The following is a 17,980-nucleotide window of genomic DNA, read 5'->3' on the forward strand; positions in this document are numbered from 1 at the left end:
GAGCTGGCTTGCCTGCGATGCAGCCACCTCGGTGTTTCAGTAACACCGAGGTGATGCTATCGCAGGCAAGCCAGCTCCCACAGGTTGATCCAGTTTCTACCGGGAGATTGGGTTACAGGCCCAGCAGCGCCAGTCGCTCGCGCACCGATGCCTCGATCCCGGCCTCATCCAGCCCACACTCAGCCAGCATTTGCGCGGGCTTGGCGTGTTCGACATACATATCCGGCAAGCCCAAATGCAGCACCGACTTGAGGATATTCTCCCGCGCCAGGAACTCACTGACTGCCGCGCCGGCACCGCCCATGATGGCGTTTTCTTCGACGGTCACCAGCAGCTCATGGCTGCCGGCGATGTCGCGCACCAACGCTTCATCCAGCGGTTTGACGAAGCGCATGTCGACCACGGTGGCGTCGATCTTCTCGGCGACTTTGAGGGCTTCGGCCAGTTGCACGCCGAATACCAGAAACGCAACGTTGCTGCCCTGGCGACGCACGATGCCCTTGCCAATCTCGATAGGCTCAAGGTCCTTCTCGATCAGCGCATTCGGGCCGTTGCCACGCGGGTAGCGCACGGCGGCCGGGCCGTTGTAGAGGTGGCCGGTGCTGAGCATTTTGCGCAGTTCGTTTTCGTCGCTCGGCGTCATTACCAGCATGCCGGGGATGCAGCGCAGGTAAGACAAGTCAAAACTGCCGGCGTGGGTCGGGCCGTCTTCGCCGACCAGACCGGCGCGGTCGATGGCGAACAGCACGTCGAGGTTCTGCACCGCGACGTCATGCACCAACTGGTCGTAACCGCGTTGCAGAAAGGTGGAATAGATCGCCACCACCGGCTTGGCGCCTTCGCAGGCCATGCCGGCGGCAAACGTCACCGCGTGTTGCTCGGCAATCGCCACGTCGAAGTAGCGCAACGGGAAACGCTCGCTGAACGCCACCAGGTCGGAGCCTTCCTTCATCGCCGGGGTAATGCCCACCAGGCGTGAGTCGGCGGCGGCCATGTCGCACAGCCATTCGCCAAACACGCCGGAATACTTCGGCCCGCTGGCTTTCTTCGGCGCGGCGGCCGGAGCGTCCAGGGGTTCGAGCTTGGTGATGGCGTGGTAACCAATCGGGTCGACTTCTGCCGGGGCGAAGCCTTTGCCTTTCTTGGTGACGATGTGCAGGAATTGCGGGCCCTTGAGGTCACGCATGTTGCGCAGCGTAGCGATCAGGGTGGGCAGGTCATGGCCGTCGATCGGGCCGATGTAGTTCCAGCCCAGCTCTTCGAACAGGGTGCCGGGCACCAGCATGCCTTTGGCATATTCTTCGGTACGTCGAGCAATTTCCCACGCGCCGGGCAGACGCGAAAGCACCTTCTTGCTGCCTTCGCGCATGCTGGCATACGTACGGCTGGAAAGGATTTTGGCCAGGTAATTCGACAGCCCGCCCACGTTGCGCGAAATCGACATGTCATTGTCGTTAAGGATCACCAACATGTTGGCGTCCACTTCCGGCGCGTGGTTCAGCGCTTCGAAGGCCATGCCGGCGGTCAGCGCGCCATCACCAATCACCGCAATCGCCTTGCGATCGCTGCCTTGCAGGCGGGCGGCAATGGCCATGCCCAGCGCTGCACTGATGGAGGTACTGGAATGGCCGACGCCAAAGGTGTCGTACTCGCTCTCGGCGCGACGCGGGAAGGCGGCAACGCCGTCCTTCTGGCGCAGGGTGCTCATGCGCTCGCGGCGGCCGGTGAGGATTTTATGCGGATACGCCTGATGGCCCACGTCCCACACCAGCCGGTCGTCCGGGGTGTCGAACACGTAATGCAGGGCGATAGTCAGCTCGATGACGCCCAGGCCGGCACCGAAATGCCCACCGGTCTGGCCGACCGTGTAGAGCAATTCCAGGCGCAACTCATCGGCCAGGGTTTCCAGCTCGGCTTCACCCAGTCGACGCAGGCCGTCCGGCGTGGCAGCACGGTCGAGCAGGGGCGTAGACGGGCGCTTGCGGGGAATCTCTTGAAACGTCGTGGGCATCAGGCGAATCGTTATAGGTATAAGAAGAGGCGGCAGTTTACCTCAAGCATCGCAAACTGCCCACGCGGAGCGCCGAACTTGGCCGATTTGCGGCTGCAATGGCCGCCGTTATCAGTGGCGGCGGTCGACGATATACCGCGCCAGGTCACGCAGTGGCTCGGCCGCTGCGTCGAAAGGTCGCAGGGCGTGCAGCGCTTGATCGCGCAATTCCAGGGCGTAGGCCTTGGCGGCGTCCAGCCCGAGCAGCGCAGGGTAAGTCGGTTTGTCGCGTGCGATGTCGGCGCCCTGGCGTTTGCCCAGGGTGGCGGTGTCACTTTCTACGTCGAGAATGTCGTCTTGCACCTGAAACGCCAGGCCGACGGCGCGAGAGTAGGCCTGCAAGGCGGCCAACTGCGAGGCGTCGGCGCGGCCACTGGCCAAGGCGCCGAGTTCCACGGCCGCTTCAATCAGCGCGCCGGTCTTGTGGCGATGCATGTGTTCGAGGGCTTTTTGATCCAGCTTGAGGCTGACCGAACCCATGTCGATCGCTTGCCCGCCGACCATGCCGGCCGGGCCTGCGGCCTGGGCGAGTGTCGTGACCATGCGCAGGCGGGTCTCGGCGTTGACGCTGCTTAAACGCGGGTCCAGCAATGCGCTGAACGCCAGGCTCTGCAGGCCGTCGCCGGCCAGAATCGCATAGGCTTCATCAAACGCTTTATGGGTAGTGGGCTGGCCGCGACGCAGGTCGTCGTCGTCCATGGCCGGCAAATCGTCATGCACCAGGGAATAGGCGTGAATCAGCTCCACCGCACAGGCGGCGCCATTGGCCTGTTCGGCCGACGCACCCAGTGCCTCGCACGCGGCATACGCCAGCAACGGGCGCACGCGCTTGCCGCCATTCATCACGCTGTAGCGCATGGCCGCATAGAGGCGGTTCATCTCCGGGCTTGGCGCAACAAACAAGGGCTCCAGCGCCGCATTTACCCGGGCTTGGCTACTGGCCTGATACGCGTCGATCATTCCGGCTGTTCCGCATCGAAAGGTTCTTCGGCCAACTCCCCGTCACGCTCAAGCAGCACCTGGACCTTCTGCTCCGCCTGCGCCAACGCGCTCTGACAGTCGCGGGTCAGGCCGATGCCTTGCTCAAACGCCGTCAACGAGTCCTCCAGCGACAACTCGCCGTTCTCCAGACGCTCGACCAATGTTTGCAGGTCAGCGAGGGATTGTTCGAAATCGAGTGCAACTTTTTTGCGGGCCATGGCGGCTATTCCGGTAGACGGTAAACCGGCGCGACACTAGCAGACATGGGGGATTGGGGCAAATAAGTGGGGGTGGCTCATTCGCCTCTGTCATTGATTTGATACCGCGTGCTGCGGCCTGCGCCGGCCAACCGCACCAGGCAGTTTTTTTCCAGCAGGTCCGCCAGATGGCGTGTTGCGGTCGCCTTGGATACCTTCGCCACAGCCTGATACTGCGAGGCACTGATACCGTGTTCAAAGCCCTTTTCGCCACCGTCCAGCAGCCGGTTGAGCACTTTGATTTGCTCAGAGGACAAAACGATGTTGCGGTGCTGTTGCCAGAACCGGGTTTTGTGCAGCACCCGGTCAATCCGCGCTATTGCCTGCTGAAGGCTGCGCAGCAGGGTGCTGAGGAACCACTCCAGCCATTCAGTGATATCCAGTGATGCCTTTTGGCTGGATTCCAATGCATGGTAATAGCCGGCGCGATCCTCAAGGATGGCGGCCGACAGGGCATAAAAGCGGATGGCGTGATGGTCGCCCTGGGCCAACGCAAGGTCGGTGATGGCGCGCGTCAGGCGGCCATTGCCATCATCGAAAGGGTGCAGGGTGACAAACCAGAAGTGCGCAACGCCTGCGCGAATAAACGGGTCCAGCTCAGGCTGGTCGCGACTGGCTTCGAACCATTCCAGGAATTCATCCAGCGCTTTGCCCAGCCCCAGGCGCGGTGGCGCTTCGAAATGCACGGTTGGGCGGTCAAGTCGACCCGACACCACCTGCATCGGCTCATCGCCCCTTAACGATCCGACGTTCAGCGCTCGCGTGGTAAAGCCTGCTTCAGGCTCCGGAAACAGCAAGTGGTGCCAACTCAATAGACGAGCGAGGGTAAATGGCTTTGCGAATTGCTGGGTGGCGTCCATCAGCAGTTCGGCAAGGCCCTCACTGCGACGGCTCACCTGGCCGTCATCCAGCGCCGCCAGGCCCAAGCGTCGGGCTAGAGACGACCGCACAGACCCCACGTTCAACTGCTCACCCTCAATGGCCGACGACGTCAGGACATTTTGCAGCAGCGCATCCAGTTCATTCTGTGCAGTCACCGCCTGACCGACGCTACCGAGCATACCCAACAGCCTGCCTTGGGCTTGCCCGCACTCGCGTAGCAAGGCTGCCAGCCGCTCAGGTTGCCAGTGGAAATGGGGCCAGTCAGCGTGTTGCCAGATCCAGAACGGAGGGGCCATGGAGAGTTCCCTGAGGGTGTGAGCCGAATAAACAGGTTATTCGGCTCATTTAGTGAGCCGATTGTGCGTCCTATTCGGCTCAGCGTCCACTTGGCCACGCAGGATCAACCCAGGCCATCAGAAAGTGGCCTGTTGCTGTGCAAAAGCAAAAATGAAGGGGGCGCTGAATACGCGTTACGCGATAACAGCCGACCTGTTAGCGGGGCGGGCTAGGCGTGCGCAAGCAGCGATAGCCTGCTTTTCAGGGCAGGCGTCAAGTTCGCTGGATAATGGCCTACATGAAATCAGGCCGTTTTCTTGCCTCCCGCATCCATATCCGTACTGCCCCAAGGCCGCCAGTCATCGGTATGGCGCTCGCTGCCATGTGGCCCGCTTGAACTGGTGCCGCCCGCCAGGAATTTCTCCCACAGGTTCTTGCTCTCGGGGTCGCTGTCTTTGTGCAGGTGGGGCGCCAGCCGCGTCAGGGAGCTGCCATTGCGCTCTTCGGTTTCCTTGAAGTGTTTCCACTCATCCGACTGGTACTCGAACATCGACTTATCGTCTGGCGCGTCCCGGCCGCCATACATATAAGTGGCGTAACGGGCGTATTCGAGCTTGTCGCCCCAGTCTTCCTTGGTTACGCCGGCGGCGGCGAGGTCTTTGAAGAACTTGCCTTGGGAATCGGTAAGTTTTTGCAACTTGGCATGTTCGACCGCCTCGGCAATCAGCGTGGCTGCAACCCCGAAGATCACGCCTGCCACGGCGAAAACCGGGCCTGCAACACGGGCACCGATGGCAAGCCCACGTACAACTGTCGCGGCAACATCACCGGCCAGTTTCCCTGCCAGGTGAGCGCCTTTGGGCGCGAACATCGCGATGGTATTGGCGATCGCCATGCCGGTACCGGATGCACCTGAGCCCAGTGTGAAGGCCGCGTCGGTTTTTTCCAGCGCGGTCTTGGCGGTTTTCAGTTTGCGCGCGCCGGAAACGATGTCCATCACGCCGCCGGTCAAGTCCAGGCCGGCACCTCCCATAAAGCGCAGGAACGAGCGCCCGGAGGCGATGGCGATTTCGGATTTTGAAGCTGGCGTACTTTTGCCCGGAATGTCCTTGACGCCCATCTGTTCGCCAAGGGCTTTGGCGGCGCTGTCGTACTCCTTGACCTCATCGGCCGTCAGGTTGCCCACGTCGAGTTTCTTCAGGGTTTCGGAAGACTCCTTGACGCGGGTACTGATGGATGCGGCCAGTGCGTCAGATTTTTCAGTGGCTTTCTTGCCCCAGATATCCGGCAGGTTCTCATCGATCAGGCCAAGCCATTCAGTGGCTTTGATTTTGGGCGGGCCTTTGCCGTCTGTGTCCACCGCAGGGTCATAGGCTTTAGTGCCTCCCAGGGTTTCCACAATGTTCGAACCGAATTTGAGGAAGTCATTGGTAAAGCTCAAGCCTGAGACCAGGTCTTTCGCGGCGGCGATTTTCTGGTCGTCGGTCATGTTGCCGCCGCCGTTGGCCAGTTGCAGGGCGCCGCTGACCAGGTTCATGGTGCCCGCCATGGCACTGAGCCCGCCGGTGGAGCTGGCGGTGTGCAGCACCGTCTTCAAGGAACCGGCAGTCGCCTCGCGATTGGCGCCCAGGCCTTTTAATTGGGTGTCGACCACCTTGTCGATGGCTTTTGGGTCACCACTGGCGGCAGCAAGGCGAACCGCTGCTGCGATCTGTTTGTTTTCTTCCGGGGTCAGGCCTTTGATATGGCCGTCGAGGATGTCTATCTCATCCTTCATCTTTTTGTACATGTCGTACGCTTTGTCGCCCTTGTCCAGGCCACCGAGGGCGGCGTTGATACCGCCCTTGACCATCGTAAACGTGGCTTTCAGCCCGCTCTCGGCATTTTCCGGCGACACCTTGTCGGGGTTTTCCATATAGGTGTTGAGTTGGTGCGTCATCATGTTCTGGTCGAAGGTCTGACGGCGCGCGGTGTAGCTGTCGGGTTCCAGAATACGCAGCGACTCGAAATACCGATCGACGTCCAACTCGGCTGTTTCGGATTTTTTTGGATCGCCCGAGTCGTTCATGGCGATTACGTAGTCTTCGAAGTTCAAGTTGGCATCACGGGTGCCATCGTTGAAAAGTGCCGGGAATACTTGTTCGCGTACTTCATTCAAGCGTTCTTCCGACAAACTGCCGACACTCTTCTTTAGTTCGGCGTCATAACGGTCTTTAATTCCTTCCTTGCCCATGAGCGTGGAAATTTCTTTGGCAAGTTTTTCCTCGTCGACCATCTCTTTGACGTCTTCGCCATTCAGTTTGGTCGGGCTCTTATCCGTTTCGCGGTAAGTGCCGCTGCCCAGGTTAATACTTTCCGCGTAGCCGTACAGTTCGTAGCCGCTGTCGAGTGCGGCCTGGGCATCCATTAACTTGACGATCTTCGCTTCATCGGAGTCTTCGGTGAGTTTTCCGCTCTTGATGTCGTCACGAATGGCCTGCACAAAGTTCTCGGCGGTCTGGCCACCCACGGTCTTGTCGTTGGGCAGTTCCATGTCCATCAGGCCTTCGGCGCCGAAGGTGGGAATGTTGTACTTGTCCCGCAGCGCCTGTACGTCTTGCGGCTCGTCGGGCGGCGCGGCCTTGTCGGTGTGGGTTTTTTCCTTGACGTGCACCAGGTCGCCCTTGAGGCTGGAATAACCGTACTTGCCAAAGTCTTGCAGGCGGCCGGCTTCGGTGCCGTGGCGAGCTTCTTTCTTGGAGGTGAAGCCATCGATCTTGTCGTTGTCTTTGTCCCTGGCGGCGTAGCCCGTCAGCAACTTGCCGTTTTCATCAATGCCGACCACGTGTTCCAGCACCTGGGTGGCGCGGTAGGCGGCGTCGGCATCCTTTTCGAAATCACCGACTTGCTTCTTCAGGTTTTCTTTCACATCGCTCTGGTTACCCAGGTTTTTCAACAGCGGTGTGGCGTCGATGATCTCTTTGGCAGAGCGCGTGTCACCGTCGGGGCGCTTCTGCTTGTCGCCCAAATCCGACTTCACCACCTCGCCGCGCAGGCTTGAATAACCGTATTTGCCAAAGTCCTGCAGGCGGCCTGCCTCGGTGCCGTGCCGGGCTTCGCCGTCTTTGGTGAACCCGTCGATGCTGTTGTTGCCGACGTTCTCGCCTTTGGTCAGTTTGCCGTCTTCGTCGATATACTCGACATGCTCCAGCACTTTGGACGCGCGATACGCCGCATCGGCGTCTTTTTCAAAATCACCGACTTGTTTCTTGAGGTTGTCCTTGACCCCGCTTTGGTTGCCCAGTTGGGCGAGCAGCGGCGTGTCCTTGATGATCTGCTCTGCTGAACGGGTGTCACCTTCGGGGCGCTTCTGGCCTTTGCCAAGCTCATCCGTTGGTTTGGGTGTGGGCGCTGTTGACGCTTGTTTAACCGACTTTTCCCAGGCGGCGACGGTGGTTTTATCAGTGCCCGCGGTGTCCTTTGGGGTGGGTTCTACCTTCGCTACCATGGTCAGTCTCCTAAGTTAAGTGTCGCGCCAAACGTGTTTTATTCTTTTAATACGAACAGGGCTCTACAACTTCCCGGGCATGTGTCAGGAACGTATTAGTCAATAACAAGAGCGGGCCGCTAGTTGATGTGCGGCAGTGGGCGAATGCAATGACTCAGAGTGATTTGGAACTTAGCACGGGGAATTGGTTGATTCGCAAAGTCTTCACAACAATTCACAACGGAACCGCTCGTTTTAAAGCCTTGATCGGTTAAGGCAGGCACACGCAAAAAAGCCTGCGGTTGAGCGCAGGCTTGTTGTAGAGCGGTGCGGCTTAGTTCTGCCGTGCGGTCAGTGCCGAGTAACCGTTCATCAGGTTGCGGTAGTTCGGAATACGCTGGGACAACAAATTACCCAGGCCTTCCATGTCGTTGCGCCAGTCGCCCTGCAACTCACACGCCACCGAAAACCAGTTCATCAGTTGCGCACCGGCTTGCGTCATCCGGCTCCAGGCCGCCTGCTGCACCGTGGTGTTGAAGGTGCCCGAGGCATCGGTGACCACAAACACCTCAAACCCTTCCGCCAGCGCCGACAAGGTCGGGAACGCTACGCACACATCCGTGACCACGCCGGCAATGATGATCTGCTTACGGCCAGTGGCCTTGACCGCCTTGACGAAGTCTTCGTTGTCCCACGCATTGATCTGGCCAGGGCGGGCGATGTACGGCGCGTCCGGGAATATTTCCTTCAACTCCGGTACCAGCGGGCCATTGGGGCCTTGCTCAAAACTGGTGGTGAGGATGGTGGGCAGGTTGAAGAACTTGGCCAGGTCAGCCAGGGCCAACACGTTGTTCTTGAATTCGTTGGGCGAGAAGTCCTGCACCAGCGAGATCAGGCCGGTCTGGTGGTCGACCAGCAATACGATGGCGTCATCTTTGTTCAGGCGGCTGTTGGTTGGAGTGCTCATGGTTGAATCCTTTTCGTTTAAGTGGGTTTGGCGTTGCGTTCAACATGGGCACAGATTAATGGGTGGGTGCAGGGGGATAAATCGGCTGGAATGGGTAATACCGTCAACTCAAAAGCGACAATTCGAAAAAAGTAAGACAAAAAATCTCACGCGTGAGCTATTGAGCCTGGCGGAAATAGCCTGTAGATTTTCTCACGCGTGAGTTTTTCACAACGAGGTCAGTACCATGAAAAGCAGCTCTCCATCGAGCCCGCCAGAAGGGCCCGATACCGATTCCGCAAGCCTTCAGGGAGAGCGCTTGAAACCGTCCGCGAAAAAGCCATCTAGCTTTTACATGAAGCAGATGCGCGCGGGCCTGGCGGCCGCCGGTTATGTGAAACACGAAACTTGGGTGCTTCCTGAAAACCGAAGCCTGCTCAAGCAGATGGAGAAACAGCTTCGCCAGCCGATTCTGGCTGGCTCATTCATGTCGGAGAATTTCATGAGCGCAGGTACCAACTGGAATATCGATCGCCTCTTCAGTGCGCTTCAAGCCCTGGACGACGTGGTCTCCAACGACATTACGCTTTCTCTGGTTCAAGGCTCCGATTCCAGCATCAAGCTGGAAATGAACGACTTCGGTGGCTTGCCGATTTACATCGCCGTCGTGGGTGAGCAGATCATCGTCGACACCGTTCTGGTGGACGTCGAGTCGATCAACGACGTTACGGCGTTCAACGACGCGGTGCTGCGCAGCCGGGAAATGTTCCCGCTGTCGTCGATCGGTATCGAGTCAATGCCGAACGGGCAGGTTGTTTACAACATGTTCGGCGCGTTGAGCTCCGACTCCAGCCTGACCAACATCGTGACCGAGGTGAAAACCCTGGTCGACAACGTGCAGCGCGCAAGCGAAGCCTTCGAACGTTTCTTCAATTAAGTATTCGGGAGTATCCAATGACTCAGTCCATCTGGAGCAAATTGTTCACCGCGCTGCGTGGCGGTGCCAGCGAAGTCGGCGAATCCATCGTTGACCAGCAAGCCCTGCGCATCCTCGACCAGGAAATTCGCGATGCCGACACCGCACTGGCCAACGCCAAGCGCGAGCTGGTCAGCATCATGGCCAAGCACAAACTGGCCAATGATCGCGTGGGCGAGTACGACGCCAAGATCAAGGACCTGGAGTCCAAGGCGATGGCCGCCATTCAGGCCAACCGCGAAGACCTGGCCCTGGAAGTGGCTGAAGCCATTTCGACCCTGACCAACGAGCGTGACACCGAGCAAAAGCAGACCATCGAATTCGGCGGTTACGCTGAAAGCATGCGCAAGGACATCACCAAAGCTGAAAGCCGGATTAAAAGCCTGCGCCAGCAAGTGGACATGGCCAAGGCGCGCGAAAGCGTACAAAAGGCGCAGGTCAGTGCGTCCATCGCCAGTGGCGGTGCCAACGGCAAGCTGGAAACGGCCGTCGGTACGTTGAATCGCCTGCAAGCCAAACAGCAGCAACGCGCCGCTGAACTGCAAGCCCAGGACGAACTGGCCGAGGCCTCGACGGGTACCGACCTGGAACGCAAGCTGCGCGACGCTGGCATCACGCCGAACGAAGGCAGTGCCAATGCGATTCTGGAACGCCTGAAGCAAAAGTCGGCCGAGTAATAGAGCGAGCAACCGATAACCTGTGGCGAGGGAGCAAGCTCCCTCGCCATAGTTCTTTAGCGGACCGGCATCTAACGTCGAGGTCAGGATGGACGCCCTCAAGGGTTTCAAGACAATCGCAGGCCTGGCCCTGTTCATGCTCGCGCTGCAACTGCTCAACGTCGCGACCGGTTACAGTCTCATGGCGTTCGGGCTAATCCCGAGAACCGTGCAAGGGCTGCCTGGCATCCTCACCTCACCGTTTTTACACGCGTCTTTTGCGCACCTGAGCGCGAACCTGATTGCCTTTCTGGTGCTCGGCACGCTGGTCATCATTGAAGGCTTCAACCGATTCATCACCGTCAGCGCGATTATTATTCTGCTCGGTGGCTCGCTGGTCTGGCTGTTCGGTTTTGCCGGCATACACATCGGTGCCAGCGGCTGGGTGTTCGGGTTATGGGCCTACCTGCTGTCCCGCGCCTGGTTTCACCGCAGTTGGAGCAACCTGATCACGGCGGCTGTGGTGGCGGTGCTGTATGGCGGTTTGATCCTTGGCTTTGTGCCGCGTCAGGGTATTTCGTTCGAGGGTCACCTGTTTGGTGCGTTCGCCGGATTTATTGCGGCCAAGGTACTTCTCTCCAGGCCGCGCAGCAGGTTTAATGCCGGCTGAACGCACTCGAGCCTCCAGACGATGGCGTCTTCAGGATTCAGGTACCCAGGGAGTCAGGGGCTAGATGTCGATATTTCTTTTGCTGCGTATGTACGCCTCCTCGCTCTTTCACCGCTTCGGCTGGGCAGGGCTGGTCGTCGCCTTGGGTGTACACCTGAGCACGGCGTATCTGGGCCTGATACTTCTGGGCGAGCACCACCTCACCGCCGCTGCCACGTTTATTTACTTCTACCTCACGACCACGCTCACTGTCGGCTATGGCGACCTCGCGCCGCAGACATCGGCCGGGCGAGTGTTCGTGGCCACCTGGGTCATGCTCGGGGGCATTGCGCTGCTGACGGCGGCCATCGGCAAAACCACCACCAGCGTTATCGATGCATGGAGAAAAGGCATGAAGGGCAAAGGTGATTTCACCGGCAAGGTCGGCCATACAGTGCTCATTGGCTGGGAAGGCGCGTCCAGCGAGCGGGTCATCGAGTTGTTGCTCCAGGATGAAACCTCGAACGACAACCTGATCGTCATTTGCGATTGCTCCCTCGACGAAAACCCGATGCCGGGCAAAGCCGCGTTCATCCGCGGCGAAAGCCTGTCCTCCACCGCGTTACTGCTGCGCGCAGGCGTGCCCGGTGCCGAGCGCGTGCTGGTGCGAACCCCGTCTGACGACCTGACGCTGGCCACCGTGCTGGCGGTGAATCAATTGAAGCCGGTCGGGCATGTCGTCGCCCACTTCAATGAAAGTGAAATTGCCGCACTCGCCAGCTCCTACGCCCCCAGCCTGGAATGCACCTCCAGCATGGCCATTGAGATGCTGGTGCGCGCCTCTCAGGACCCGGGCTCGTCTGTGGTCATCAACGAGCTGCTGTGCGTGGGCCAGGGCGCCACTCAATACCTGATGAAATTGCCCGAGGCCTTTGAAGCAAGCTTCGGCGATCTGTACACGCGGATGAAAGAACAGCACAACGCCACACTCATCGGCTACCGCGCCAAGGGTGCCCAGCAACCGTCGATCAACCCGCCCAGCGCCACGCGCGTTGAAGGCGGCGAACTCTTCTATATCGCCTCCACCCGCCTGAAGGAAATTTCCAATGGGATGGCTTAAACAGTTGATGGGGCTTGAAGCCCCGAACGCGAATGCCGCGCCGAAACCGACCTTGCCGGTTACCGGCCCGCTGGGCCTGGCGCCGGGCAAAGGCGTGATGTTCGACTCGACTCTCAAATTGTTGCTCGATGATAAAACCTCGGTGGTAATCCCCGGCTCCCAGGAAATCTGGAGCAACGGCACCGTTGACCTCGGCCAGTCCATCTGGCTGTCGCGCTATTACATGAACGACGAAGATTACTGGCTGCAGGTGCACACCACGGGTGACATCGCCGGGCAGGTCGAGTCGGTCATTCTGTTCAACTACCTGAGTTACGTCACTATCACCAGTGAAGCGGAACTGCGTCGACTGGCCGGCCCACAAAGCCTGATCGGGCTGCCGACTTACACCCACAACGGCGTTGAATACGCCCGCGTGTGGGGCAGCGAGCTTGGCCAGACGGAGCTGGTGGCGATGAGCGAACAGGTGATCAACCCCGAAGATTCCTACACCGTCGAGCACCGCTCGATGCTGTACGCCCGCGAAACGGGCCTGACCGATCGCCGAGAGTTTCTGCTGTTTTCCGTCGAAGAAGACGCTGAAGGCACCATCAGCCTGAGCACATCGCTGGGCATTTCGCTGTACACAACCGACTTGAATGCGCTCTAAAAAAGGAAGAAGTCCATGCTAGAAGCTCTCTCCATTTCCCTGAACAAAGCCGCCGTGCTCGGGTTTGTCACCTACCTGCTGGGCGCCGCAGTACTGTTCGGCGTGTTCCAGTTCATCTACACCCGCATCACCCCGCACAAGGAATTTGAACTGATCCGCGCCGGCAATGTGTCGGCGGCGGTCGCGCTGGGCGGCGCGATCATCGGTTTCGCGATTCCGGCCAGCAACGTGATTGCCTACTCAATCAGCATTCTCGACTTCGTCGTGTGGGCCGTCATTGCCGCCGTCGTCCAGCTGTTGGCGTTCCTGGTGACCAGCCTGGTGCTCAAAGGCACTTCCGAGCGCATCAAGAACGGCGAACTCGCGGCTGGTATTTACGTGGCAGCCGTGGCCATCAGCGTCGGCATGCTGAACGCCGCGTGCATGACGCCTTCCCAGAACTGATCCCGTACGGAGCTCCCGATGAAACGAAGCAAGTACGTCCAGCTCTCGCTGGCAGCGTCGGTCGCCATGGCGATTTCCGGCTGCGGGCCAACGGAAAAAACCTACGATTTGCAGAAGAAGTACAACTTCCAGTCGGTTCAGCAATGCGCCGATGAAAAGCTTCCGGTAGACGTCTGCTCGGACGCCTACATGACCGCCATGGCCGAGCACCGCCGCATCGCCCCGGTGTACGACAGCCAGGCCGAGTGCGATGCCGACTTTGTCGCCGACTGGTGCCAGCAAGACTCCGCCGGCAAATTCATCCCCAAGCTCGGCGGTTTCGAACTGACCGCTCAAGGCCAGGTGACCCAATCCCAAGTCGACGCGGCCAACGCTCAAGCGTCGGGCGCGCAAGCCAACAGCGGCGGCTCAGGCTTCTCCACCTCCAGCCTGCTGACCGGCCTGCTGATCGGCAACATGCTCAGCAGCAATCGCAACAGCTACCGCTCCGAGCCGGTGTACCGCTACCGCGATGATCGCGGCAATTACGGCTCCTCAACGCTCAACCAGCGCGTCTCGAACGGCGCCACCTTTGGCCGCTCGAATCAGGCCCGGTACGGCAGCAGCAATTACTCCAACACGCTGCGCTCCTCCAACACGTCGAGCTCCGTGTCCTCGGCCACCTCCCGTGGCGGCTTCGGCAGCAAAGCCAGCGCCCGCAGCGGCTGGGGCGGCGGCGGGTCGAGCAGTTAAGGAAGGCGGGCCATGAAAAAGATCCACTGCGCAGAACGTCACGACTGGAAACAGACCGCCGACAGCCTCGGCTTTCTGTTCCACACCATCGACGACGAACCCTACTGGGACGAAAGCGCGTACTACCAGTTCACGCTCAAACAAATCGAGAGAGACCTCGAAGACCCGACCACCGAGATCCATGACATGTGCATGGACCTCGTCGCCCGCGTGGTCCACAGCGAGGAATTGCTTGAGCGCCTGAGCATCCCCGCGCCGTTCTACGACATGATCCGCACCTCCTGGCTCGAAGGCCACCCGCACCTCTACGGGCGCATGGACTTCTCCTACAACGGCACCGGCCCCGCCAAACTGCTCGAACTCAACTACGACACCCCCACCAGCCTCTACGAAGCTGCAGCGTTTCAGTGGGGCTGGCTCGAGCAATGCATCGAACGCGGCCTGCTGCCCAAACACGCCGACCAGTTCAACAGCATCGACACCAAACTGCACCAGGCCTTCGCCCAACTGCACCTCAACCAACCCTTCTACTTCGCCTCGATGAAAGACTCGATCGAAGACAAAGGCACCACCGACTACCTGCGCCTCGTCGCGGAAAAAGTCGGCATCGAGTCCCGCCACATCGACATCGAAGACATCGGCCTCACCGCCGAAGGCCGCTTCGTCGACCTCGAAGATCGCTGGATTCCCCACCTGTTCAAACTGCACGCCTGGGAGTTCATCTTCCACGAACCCTTCGGTGCTGCGATTGCCGAGAGTGATACGCAGTTTTTTGAGCCCGCGTGGAAATCCATCATCTCCAACAAAGGCATTTTGCCGCTGCTGTGGGAGTTCAACAAAGGCCATCCGAATCTACTGGCGGCTCATCTGGATACCGACCCGAATAAAGCCGTGCCGAAAGGCTGGGTGCGCAAGCCATTCTTCTCGCGGGAAGGAGCCAACATTGAGCTGCAAACAGCTGACGGGCTGATCGTGAAAGAGGACGGGCCCTACACGGATGCACCGTTTATCCTTCAAGAGTTCGCGCCGCTGCCGAAGTTTGGTGACAGCTATACGCTGATTGGGTCATGGGTGATTGGTGATCAGGCGGCGGGGATTGGCGTGCGGGAAGACAATAGTTTGATTACCAAGGATTCGAGCCGGTTTTTGCCGCATTTGATATTGGATTGAGCAAGCCCGCTGGCTCTTGGTCAGGACTGGCGAGACACGCCTCAACCGATTGGCTAAATGCCCGCGCCAGCGGGCATATTTCTGGCTTCAGATGGTTGCCATCTGAGCCTTGGAGTGGCTGTGTGTAAGCCGTTTGAGTGCAATCTCAAGCGCTTGGTCGTCGAACAGTTTGTTCTTACGAGCACCAGCACCGGTTCCCCCCTCCCAATGTTTTAGAGCCTCGCGCACTGCAGGGACGCTAGGGGAAACATTTTTCCGGCTCAACAACCAATCGACTGTCGCCAGCAGCTCCATACCAAACGGCGACTCAAAGCCGTCAATCAATTCGGCAGTGCACTCCAGTGCTTCGGAGTATTCCTTGGCCTCCGTTTTAAGATAGGTTTGCAAAAAAGCTTTACGGTCTTGGTCGAACCAGATCACATCACTGTTTTCCGCATCACCGATGCGCTTATCGCAATGCAGATAACTGCCATCCAAATTGTTAAGCAGGTGCTCTAAGCGATTAGCATAGGGTCCGTACTTATGAGCAACAAACTTAAGGTCCAATGGGTTCTTGAGGTCTGGCCGCTTCTCAATAGCGCGCTCCAGGAACCAGGCCAGCTTTTGAATTTCCAGCAGGCTGCATTCCATGCCTAACACCCAGTAGCGTCGAACCAGTTCAGCAATGAGCGCGCGGGCAGGCGTGAGTTTTTCCACACCGCTGCGTTTGGCAACATTCAGGTATTGGTTGGAAGGCTCAAACACCAGCACGTCAACATCCAGATCGCTCAAGACATCAACAATCTGTTCGCGAACGTCTGGCCATTTCAGGCCGCCGTTACCCGCACCTAACGGTGGAACTGCCACGGACTTCACGTGGTTTTCAATAAGAAAACGGCGCAGGTCGTGAAGACCTTCGGTTATCCATGCCATCTGCGACGGCGACCGCCAGTGACGTTTGGTCGGGAAGTTAACGATCCATTTAGGACCGTCCAATTCGTTGACTGCAGTCACGTGAACTTTACCGGTTTCCACCTCACCAGCCTTGCAGGCTGCCGCGTACAAACGATAGTTTTCTGAAAAGCGCTCTTTGAACATCAGCGCAATACCTTTGCCCATCACTCCTACGGTATTCACCGTGTTGACGAGGGCTTCGGTGTTGGCTTCCAGAAGGTTGCCTTGGGTGAATCTGATCATTGGAAATACCATCCTGGACGCGCATGAACAGACAACGTCAGGCCTCTAGCGGCAACGTCCTGCTCAATACGTTTTTTCGTTGCATCGGTGTAACACATGATGCCAAGGAGTCCTGTAATCGGTAGGTGGTGGTGAATCAGCGCTTCGGCCTGATAACGCTCCATCTTTCGAGGGTCATCGGGGTCGCGTTTGAAATCGCGTCGTTGAAGGATAGACCAATCGACCTGGTGGAGATTTGCCAGATCGCTGTAATAGTCTGTCCAATCCGGGTACGCATGTGCGTTTGTGAAGACGAACGGTAAGCCAAGCTCAGCCACGCGGTGCAAGCTGGAGACGAGAATCACGATCTCCTCGTTGTTGCGTTGCTGAACGCTCCACCCGGAGTGAATGTTCTTCATCATCACAGAGAAGGGCGTGAAGTAGAAGGGCACGTAGTCGGACAAGACGCCTGCAGGTGCGATGGGTACGCAGCGCGTGCGGCGCTTGTCGATTAAGTCAATGTTGCCGATGTTCACGTACTGCGGTGCCTGCACCTCGGAGCTTGCGCAGTGCAGGCCGTTGTCCAGAATCCAGGGCAGATTGTCGCGATGAACGATTCGCCAGATTAGAGCCTTTTCTGGATTCAGGTTGCTATAAATCATCTAATAAACATTCCCCGATTCACCCCGATTTGTACGTTAACGCCAGCCTCGCGCATTTTAGCCCTGCACAGGGCCTCAACCTCAGTGTTAGAAACAAAAACCTTGAAAAAATCGTAGGGGGGAACGACCTCTGGCGATAGGCACTCCGCCATACAGATGCTTTTGCAGAGTGGATCGTGGTAGTCCCTGAGGTTCATGACATCCCAATTTATCGAGTCGAAGCCTTCGGCATAGTCGAGCAGTTGAATCACATCATTTGCCAATGGATGACGAGGAATGACTTTCCACTGCTTTCTGATTGCAACATTTCGAGAAACCGTAATGACGATAAATTGGGTGCCGGGCCATCTGCGCTGGACACCACCATCGAATGGATTAGCGGCAAACCAGTGGAAAGGTACGTACTGATTTAATCCGAGACCTTGTCGTTTTCTCAGAATCTCGGCGTCAGCGACGTCTTCAAATTCCCTGAGTTGCGCCCTCGGCTTTAGACCGTTTTGGAAAATGCTGCCCAAGTTTTCAAGCGAAGTGAGGTGATAGAGGAGCTTTTGGTCCTTGATGTTCGGCATATCGGTCTCCTTGACCTATGCGTGAGTTGCGCTGGCTTCATCCTTGCGAGCTCATCTGTACCAGTAACCCAATTAAGCTTCGCAGGATGGGATGGGTGATTCTGTTGTGATATCACTTCAGTTCGCGAGCTTCAACTAATGAAGGGCTTTGGGTTGAAAGACTCACGTGTTTGTCACTGGTTGTCTGCTGACAATTAAGCGAGATAACGAACTGAAGCTTGGTCGAACTCTTTGTGCCAGCAGGTCCGATCCCTTTCATTTGCAGGACGTTTCCTAGAGAATCCCAACGGCTTGCGCCAGTGAAATTCCGCGACTAGGCTGCGGTCCGTCACTGACTATT

The 17,980-nt window shown here is 58.3% G+C and carries 17 protein-coding genes; 8 read left to right on the top strand and 9 right to left on the bottom strand.

Annotation, left to right across the window (positions count from 1 at the left end):
- Window positions 1-112 precede the first annotated feature (112 nt).
- The 6 genes from dxs to ycaC form a co-directional block, all read right to left on the bottom strand.
- Entirely contained in the window at window positions 113-2,011 is a 1,899-nt protein-coding gene (dxs, locus tag ACP7A2_RS13145; RefSeq protein WP_426134540.1) for a 1-deoxy-D-xylulose-5-phosphate synthase, read from the bottom strand.
- Between the two features lie 111 nt (window positions 2,012-2,122).
- Entirely contained in the window at window positions 2,123-3,010 is an 888-nt protein-coding gene (ispA, locus tag ACP7A2_RS13150; protein WP_426134541.1) for a (2E,6E)-farnesyl diphosphate synthase, read from the bottom strand.
- Window positions 3,007-3,249 (bottom strand): exodeoxyribonuclease VII small subunit, encoded by a 243-nt coding sequence (locus ACP7A2_RS13155; RefSeq protein ID WP_003176346.1) that lies wholly within the window; start codon window positions 3,247-3,249, stop codon window positions 3,007-3,009. The genes ispA and ACP7A2_RS13155 overlap by 4 nt, the downstream gene beginning before the upstream one ends.
- 77 nt (window positions 3,250-3,326) lie before the next feature.
- Window positions 3,327-4,466, bottom strand: coding sequence for a Fic family protein (locus ACP7A2_RS13160; protein WP_426134542.1), 1,140 nt, complete (start codon window positions 4,464-4,466; stop codon window positions 3,327-3,329).
- 284 nt (window positions 4,467-4,750) lie between these two features.
- Window positions 4,751-7,933: a hypothetical protein gene (locus ACP7A2_RS13165; protein ID WP_426134543.1), complete on the bottom strand. Its 3,183-nt coding sequence runs from the start codon at window positions 7,931-7,933 to the stop codon at window positions 4,751-4,753.
- Window positions 7,934-8,246: 313 nt separating this feature from the next.
- Complete coding sequence (ycaC, locus tag ACP7A2_RS13170; protein ID WP_348056190.1) at window positions 8,247-8,879, bottom strand: isochorismate family cysteine hydrolase YcaC; 633 nt, start codon at window positions 8,877-8,879, stop codon at window positions 8,247-8,249.
- Between the two features lie 226 nt (window positions 8,880-9,105).
- Here ycaC and ACP7A2_RS13175 point away from each other — a divergent pair, with 226 nt between their 5' ends.
- The 8 genes from ACP7A2_RS13175 to ACP7A2_RS13210 all read left to right on the top strand — a co-directional run bounded on the left by ACP7A2_RS13175 (window position 9,106) and on the right by ACP7A2_RS13210 (window position 15,254).
- Complete coding sequence (locus ACP7A2_RS13175; protein ID WP_426134544.1) at window positions 9,106-9,795, top strand: YjfI family protein; 690 nt, start codon at window positions 9,106-9,108, stop codon at window positions 9,793-9,795.
- Between the two features lie 17 nt (window positions 9,796-9,812).
- Window positions 9,813-10,511 carry a PspA/IM30 family protein gene (locus tag ACP7A2_RS13180; RefSeq protein WP_375065036.1) on the top strand — a complete coding sequence of 233 codons (699 nt, stop codon included), beginning with the start codon at window positions 9,813-9,815 and terminating at the stop codon, window positions 10,509-10,511.
- 88 nt (window positions 10,512-10,599) lie between these two features.
- Complete coding sequence (locus ACP7A2_RS13185; protein WP_426134545.1) at window positions 10,600-11,160, top strand: rhomboid family intramembrane serine protease; 561 nt, start codon at window positions 10,600-10,602, stop codon at window positions 11,158-11,160.
- Window positions 11,161-11,224: 64 nt separating this feature from the next.
- The gene (locus tag ACP7A2_RS13190; protein WP_426134546.1) at window positions 11,225-12,259 is read left to right on the top strand and encodes an ion channel; all 1,035 of its coding nucleotides are present in this window, start codon (window positions 11,225-11,227) and stop codon (window positions 12,257-12,259) included.
- Entirely contained in the window at window positions 12,246-12,908 is a 663-nt protein-coding gene (locus tag ACP7A2_RS13195) for a DUF2491 family protein (RefSeq protein ID WP_426134547.1), read from the top strand. The genes ACP7A2_RS13190 and ACP7A2_RS13195 overlap by 14 nt, the downstream gene beginning before the upstream one ends.
- 15 nt (window positions 12,909-12,923) lie before the next feature.
- Complete coding sequence (locus ACP7A2_RS13200; protein WP_348056202.1) at window positions 12,924-13,352, top strand: DUF350 domain-containing protein; 429 nt, start codon at window positions 12,924-12,926, stop codon at window positions 13,350-13,352.
- Window positions 13,353-13,370: 18 nt separating this feature from the next.
- Entirely contained in the window at window positions 13,371-14,084 is a 714-nt protein-coding gene (locus tag ACP7A2_RS13205; protein ID WP_348056204.1) for a DUF1190 domain-containing protein, read from the top strand.
- 12 nt (window positions 14,085-14,096) lie between these two features.
- Complete coding sequence (locus ACP7A2_RS13210) at window positions 14,097-15,254, top strand: glutathionylspermidine synthase family protein (RefSeq protein ID WP_426134548.1); 1,158 nt, start codon at window positions 14,097-14,099, stop codon at window positions 15,252-15,254.
- 87 nt (window positions 15,255-15,341) lie between these two features.
- Here ACP7A2_RS13210 and darG read toward each other — a convergent pair whose 3' ends face one another.
- The 3 genes from darG to ACP7A2_RS13225 are packed head-to-tail and all read right to left on the bottom strand — an operon-like array spanning window position 15,342 to window position 17,640.
- On the bottom strand, window positions 15,342-16,430 hold the full coding sequence (gene darG / locus ACP7A2_RS13215) for a type II toxin-antitoxin system antitoxin DNA ADP-ribosyl glycohydrolase DarG (protein WP_426134549.1): 1,089 nt from the start codon (window positions 16,428-16,430) through the stop codon (window positions 15,342-15,344).
- The gene (darT, locus tag ACP7A2_RS13220; protein WP_426134550.1) at window positions 16,427-17,071 is read right to left on the bottom strand and encodes a type II toxin-antitoxin system toxin DNA ADP-ribosyl transferase DarT; all 645 of its coding nucleotides are present in this window, start codon (window positions 17,069-17,071) and stop codon (window positions 16,427-16,429) included. The genes darG and darT overlap by 4 nt, the downstream gene beginning before the upstream one ends.
- Entirely contained in the window at window positions 17,068-17,640 is a 573-nt protein-coding gene (locus ACP7A2_RS13225; RefSeq protein WP_426134551.1) for a DarT ssDNA thymidine ADP-ribosyltransferase family protein, read from the bottom strand. Before ACP7A2_RS13225 ends, darT begins: the two co-directional genes overlap by 4 nt.
- Between the last annotated feature and the right edge of the window lie 340 nt (window positions 17,641-17,980).

The sequence above is a fragment of the Pseudomonas sp. PWP3-1b2 genome (genome assembly GCF_049896045.1).
In the GTDB taxonomy this organism is placed as follows: domain Bacteria; phylum Pseudomonadota; class Gammaproteobacteria; order Pseudomonadales; family Pseudomonadaceae; genus Aquipseudomonas; species Aquipseudomonas antarctica_B.

Bases quoted from the DNA above. Each gene is read 5' to 3' on its own strand.
- ACP7A2_RS13225 (WP_426134551.1), bottom strand. From the start codon at position 17,640: ATGCCGAACATCAAGGACCAAAAGCTCCTCTATCACCTCACTTCGCTT.
- ACP7A2_RS13205 (WP_348056204.1), top strand. From the start codon at position 13,371: ATGAAACGAAGCAAGTACGTCCAGCTCTCGCTGGCAGCGTCGGTCGCC.
- ACP7A2_RS13190 (WP_426134546.1), top strand. From the start codon at position 11,225: ATGTCGATATTTCTTTTGCTGCGTATGTACGCCTCCTCGCTCTTTCAC.
- ACP7A2_RS13175 (WP_426134544.1), top strand. From the start codon at position 9,106: ATGAAAAGCAGCTCTCCATCGAGCCCGCCAGAAGGGCCCGATACCGAT.
- dxs (WP_426134540.1), bottom strand. From the start codon at position 2,011: ATGCCCACGACGTTTCAAGAGATTCCCCGCAAGCGCCCGTCTACGCCC.
- ACP7A2_RS13185 (WP_426134545.1), top strand. From the start codon at position 10,600: ATGGACGCCCTCAAGGGTTTCAAGACAATCGCAGGCCTGGCCCTGTTC.
- ACP7A2_RS13165 (WP_426134543.1), bottom strand. From the start codon at position 7,933: ATGGTAGCGAAGGTAGAACCCACCCCAAAGGACACCGCGGGCACTGAT.
- ACP7A2_RS13180 (WP_375065036.1), top strand. From the start codon at position 9,813: ATGACTCAGTCCATCTGGAGCAAATTGTTCACCGCGCTGCGTGGCGGT.
- ACP7A2_RS13200 (WP_348056202.1), top strand. From the start codon at position 12,924: ATGCTAGAAGCTCTCTCCATTTCCCTGAACAAAGCCGCCGTGCTCGGG.
- ACP7A2_RS13160 (WP_426134542.1), bottom strand. From the start codon at position 4,466: ATGGCCCCTCCGTTCTGGATCTGGCAACACGCTGACTGGCCCCATTTC.
- darG (WP_426134549.1), bottom strand. From the start codon at position 16,430: ATGATCAGATTCACCCAAGGCAACCTTCTGGAAGCCAACACCGAAGCC.
- ACP7A2_RS13155 (WP_003176346.1), bottom strand. From the start codon at position 3,249: ATGGCCCGCAAAAAAGTTGCACTCGATTTCGAACAATCCCTCGCTGAC.
- darT (WP_426134550.1), bottom strand. From the start codon at position 17,071: ATGATTTATAGCAACCTGAATCCAGAAAAGGCTCTAATCTGGCGAATC.
- ACP7A2_RS13195 (WP_426134547.1), top strand. From the start codon at position 12,246: ATGGGATGGCTTAAACAGTTGATGGGGCTTGAAGCCCCGAACGCGAAT.
- ycaC (WP_348056190.1), bottom strand. From the start codon at position 8,879: ATGAGCACTCCAACCAACAGCCGCCTGAACAAAGATGACGCCATCGTA.
- ACP7A2_RS13210 (WP_426134548.1), top strand. From the start codon at position 14,097: ATGAAAAAGATCCACTGCGCAGAACGTCACGACTGGAAACAGACCGCC.
- ispA (WP_426134541.1), bottom strand. From the start codon at position 3,010: ATGATCGACGCGTATCAGGCCAGTAGCCAAGCCCGGGTAAATGCGGCG.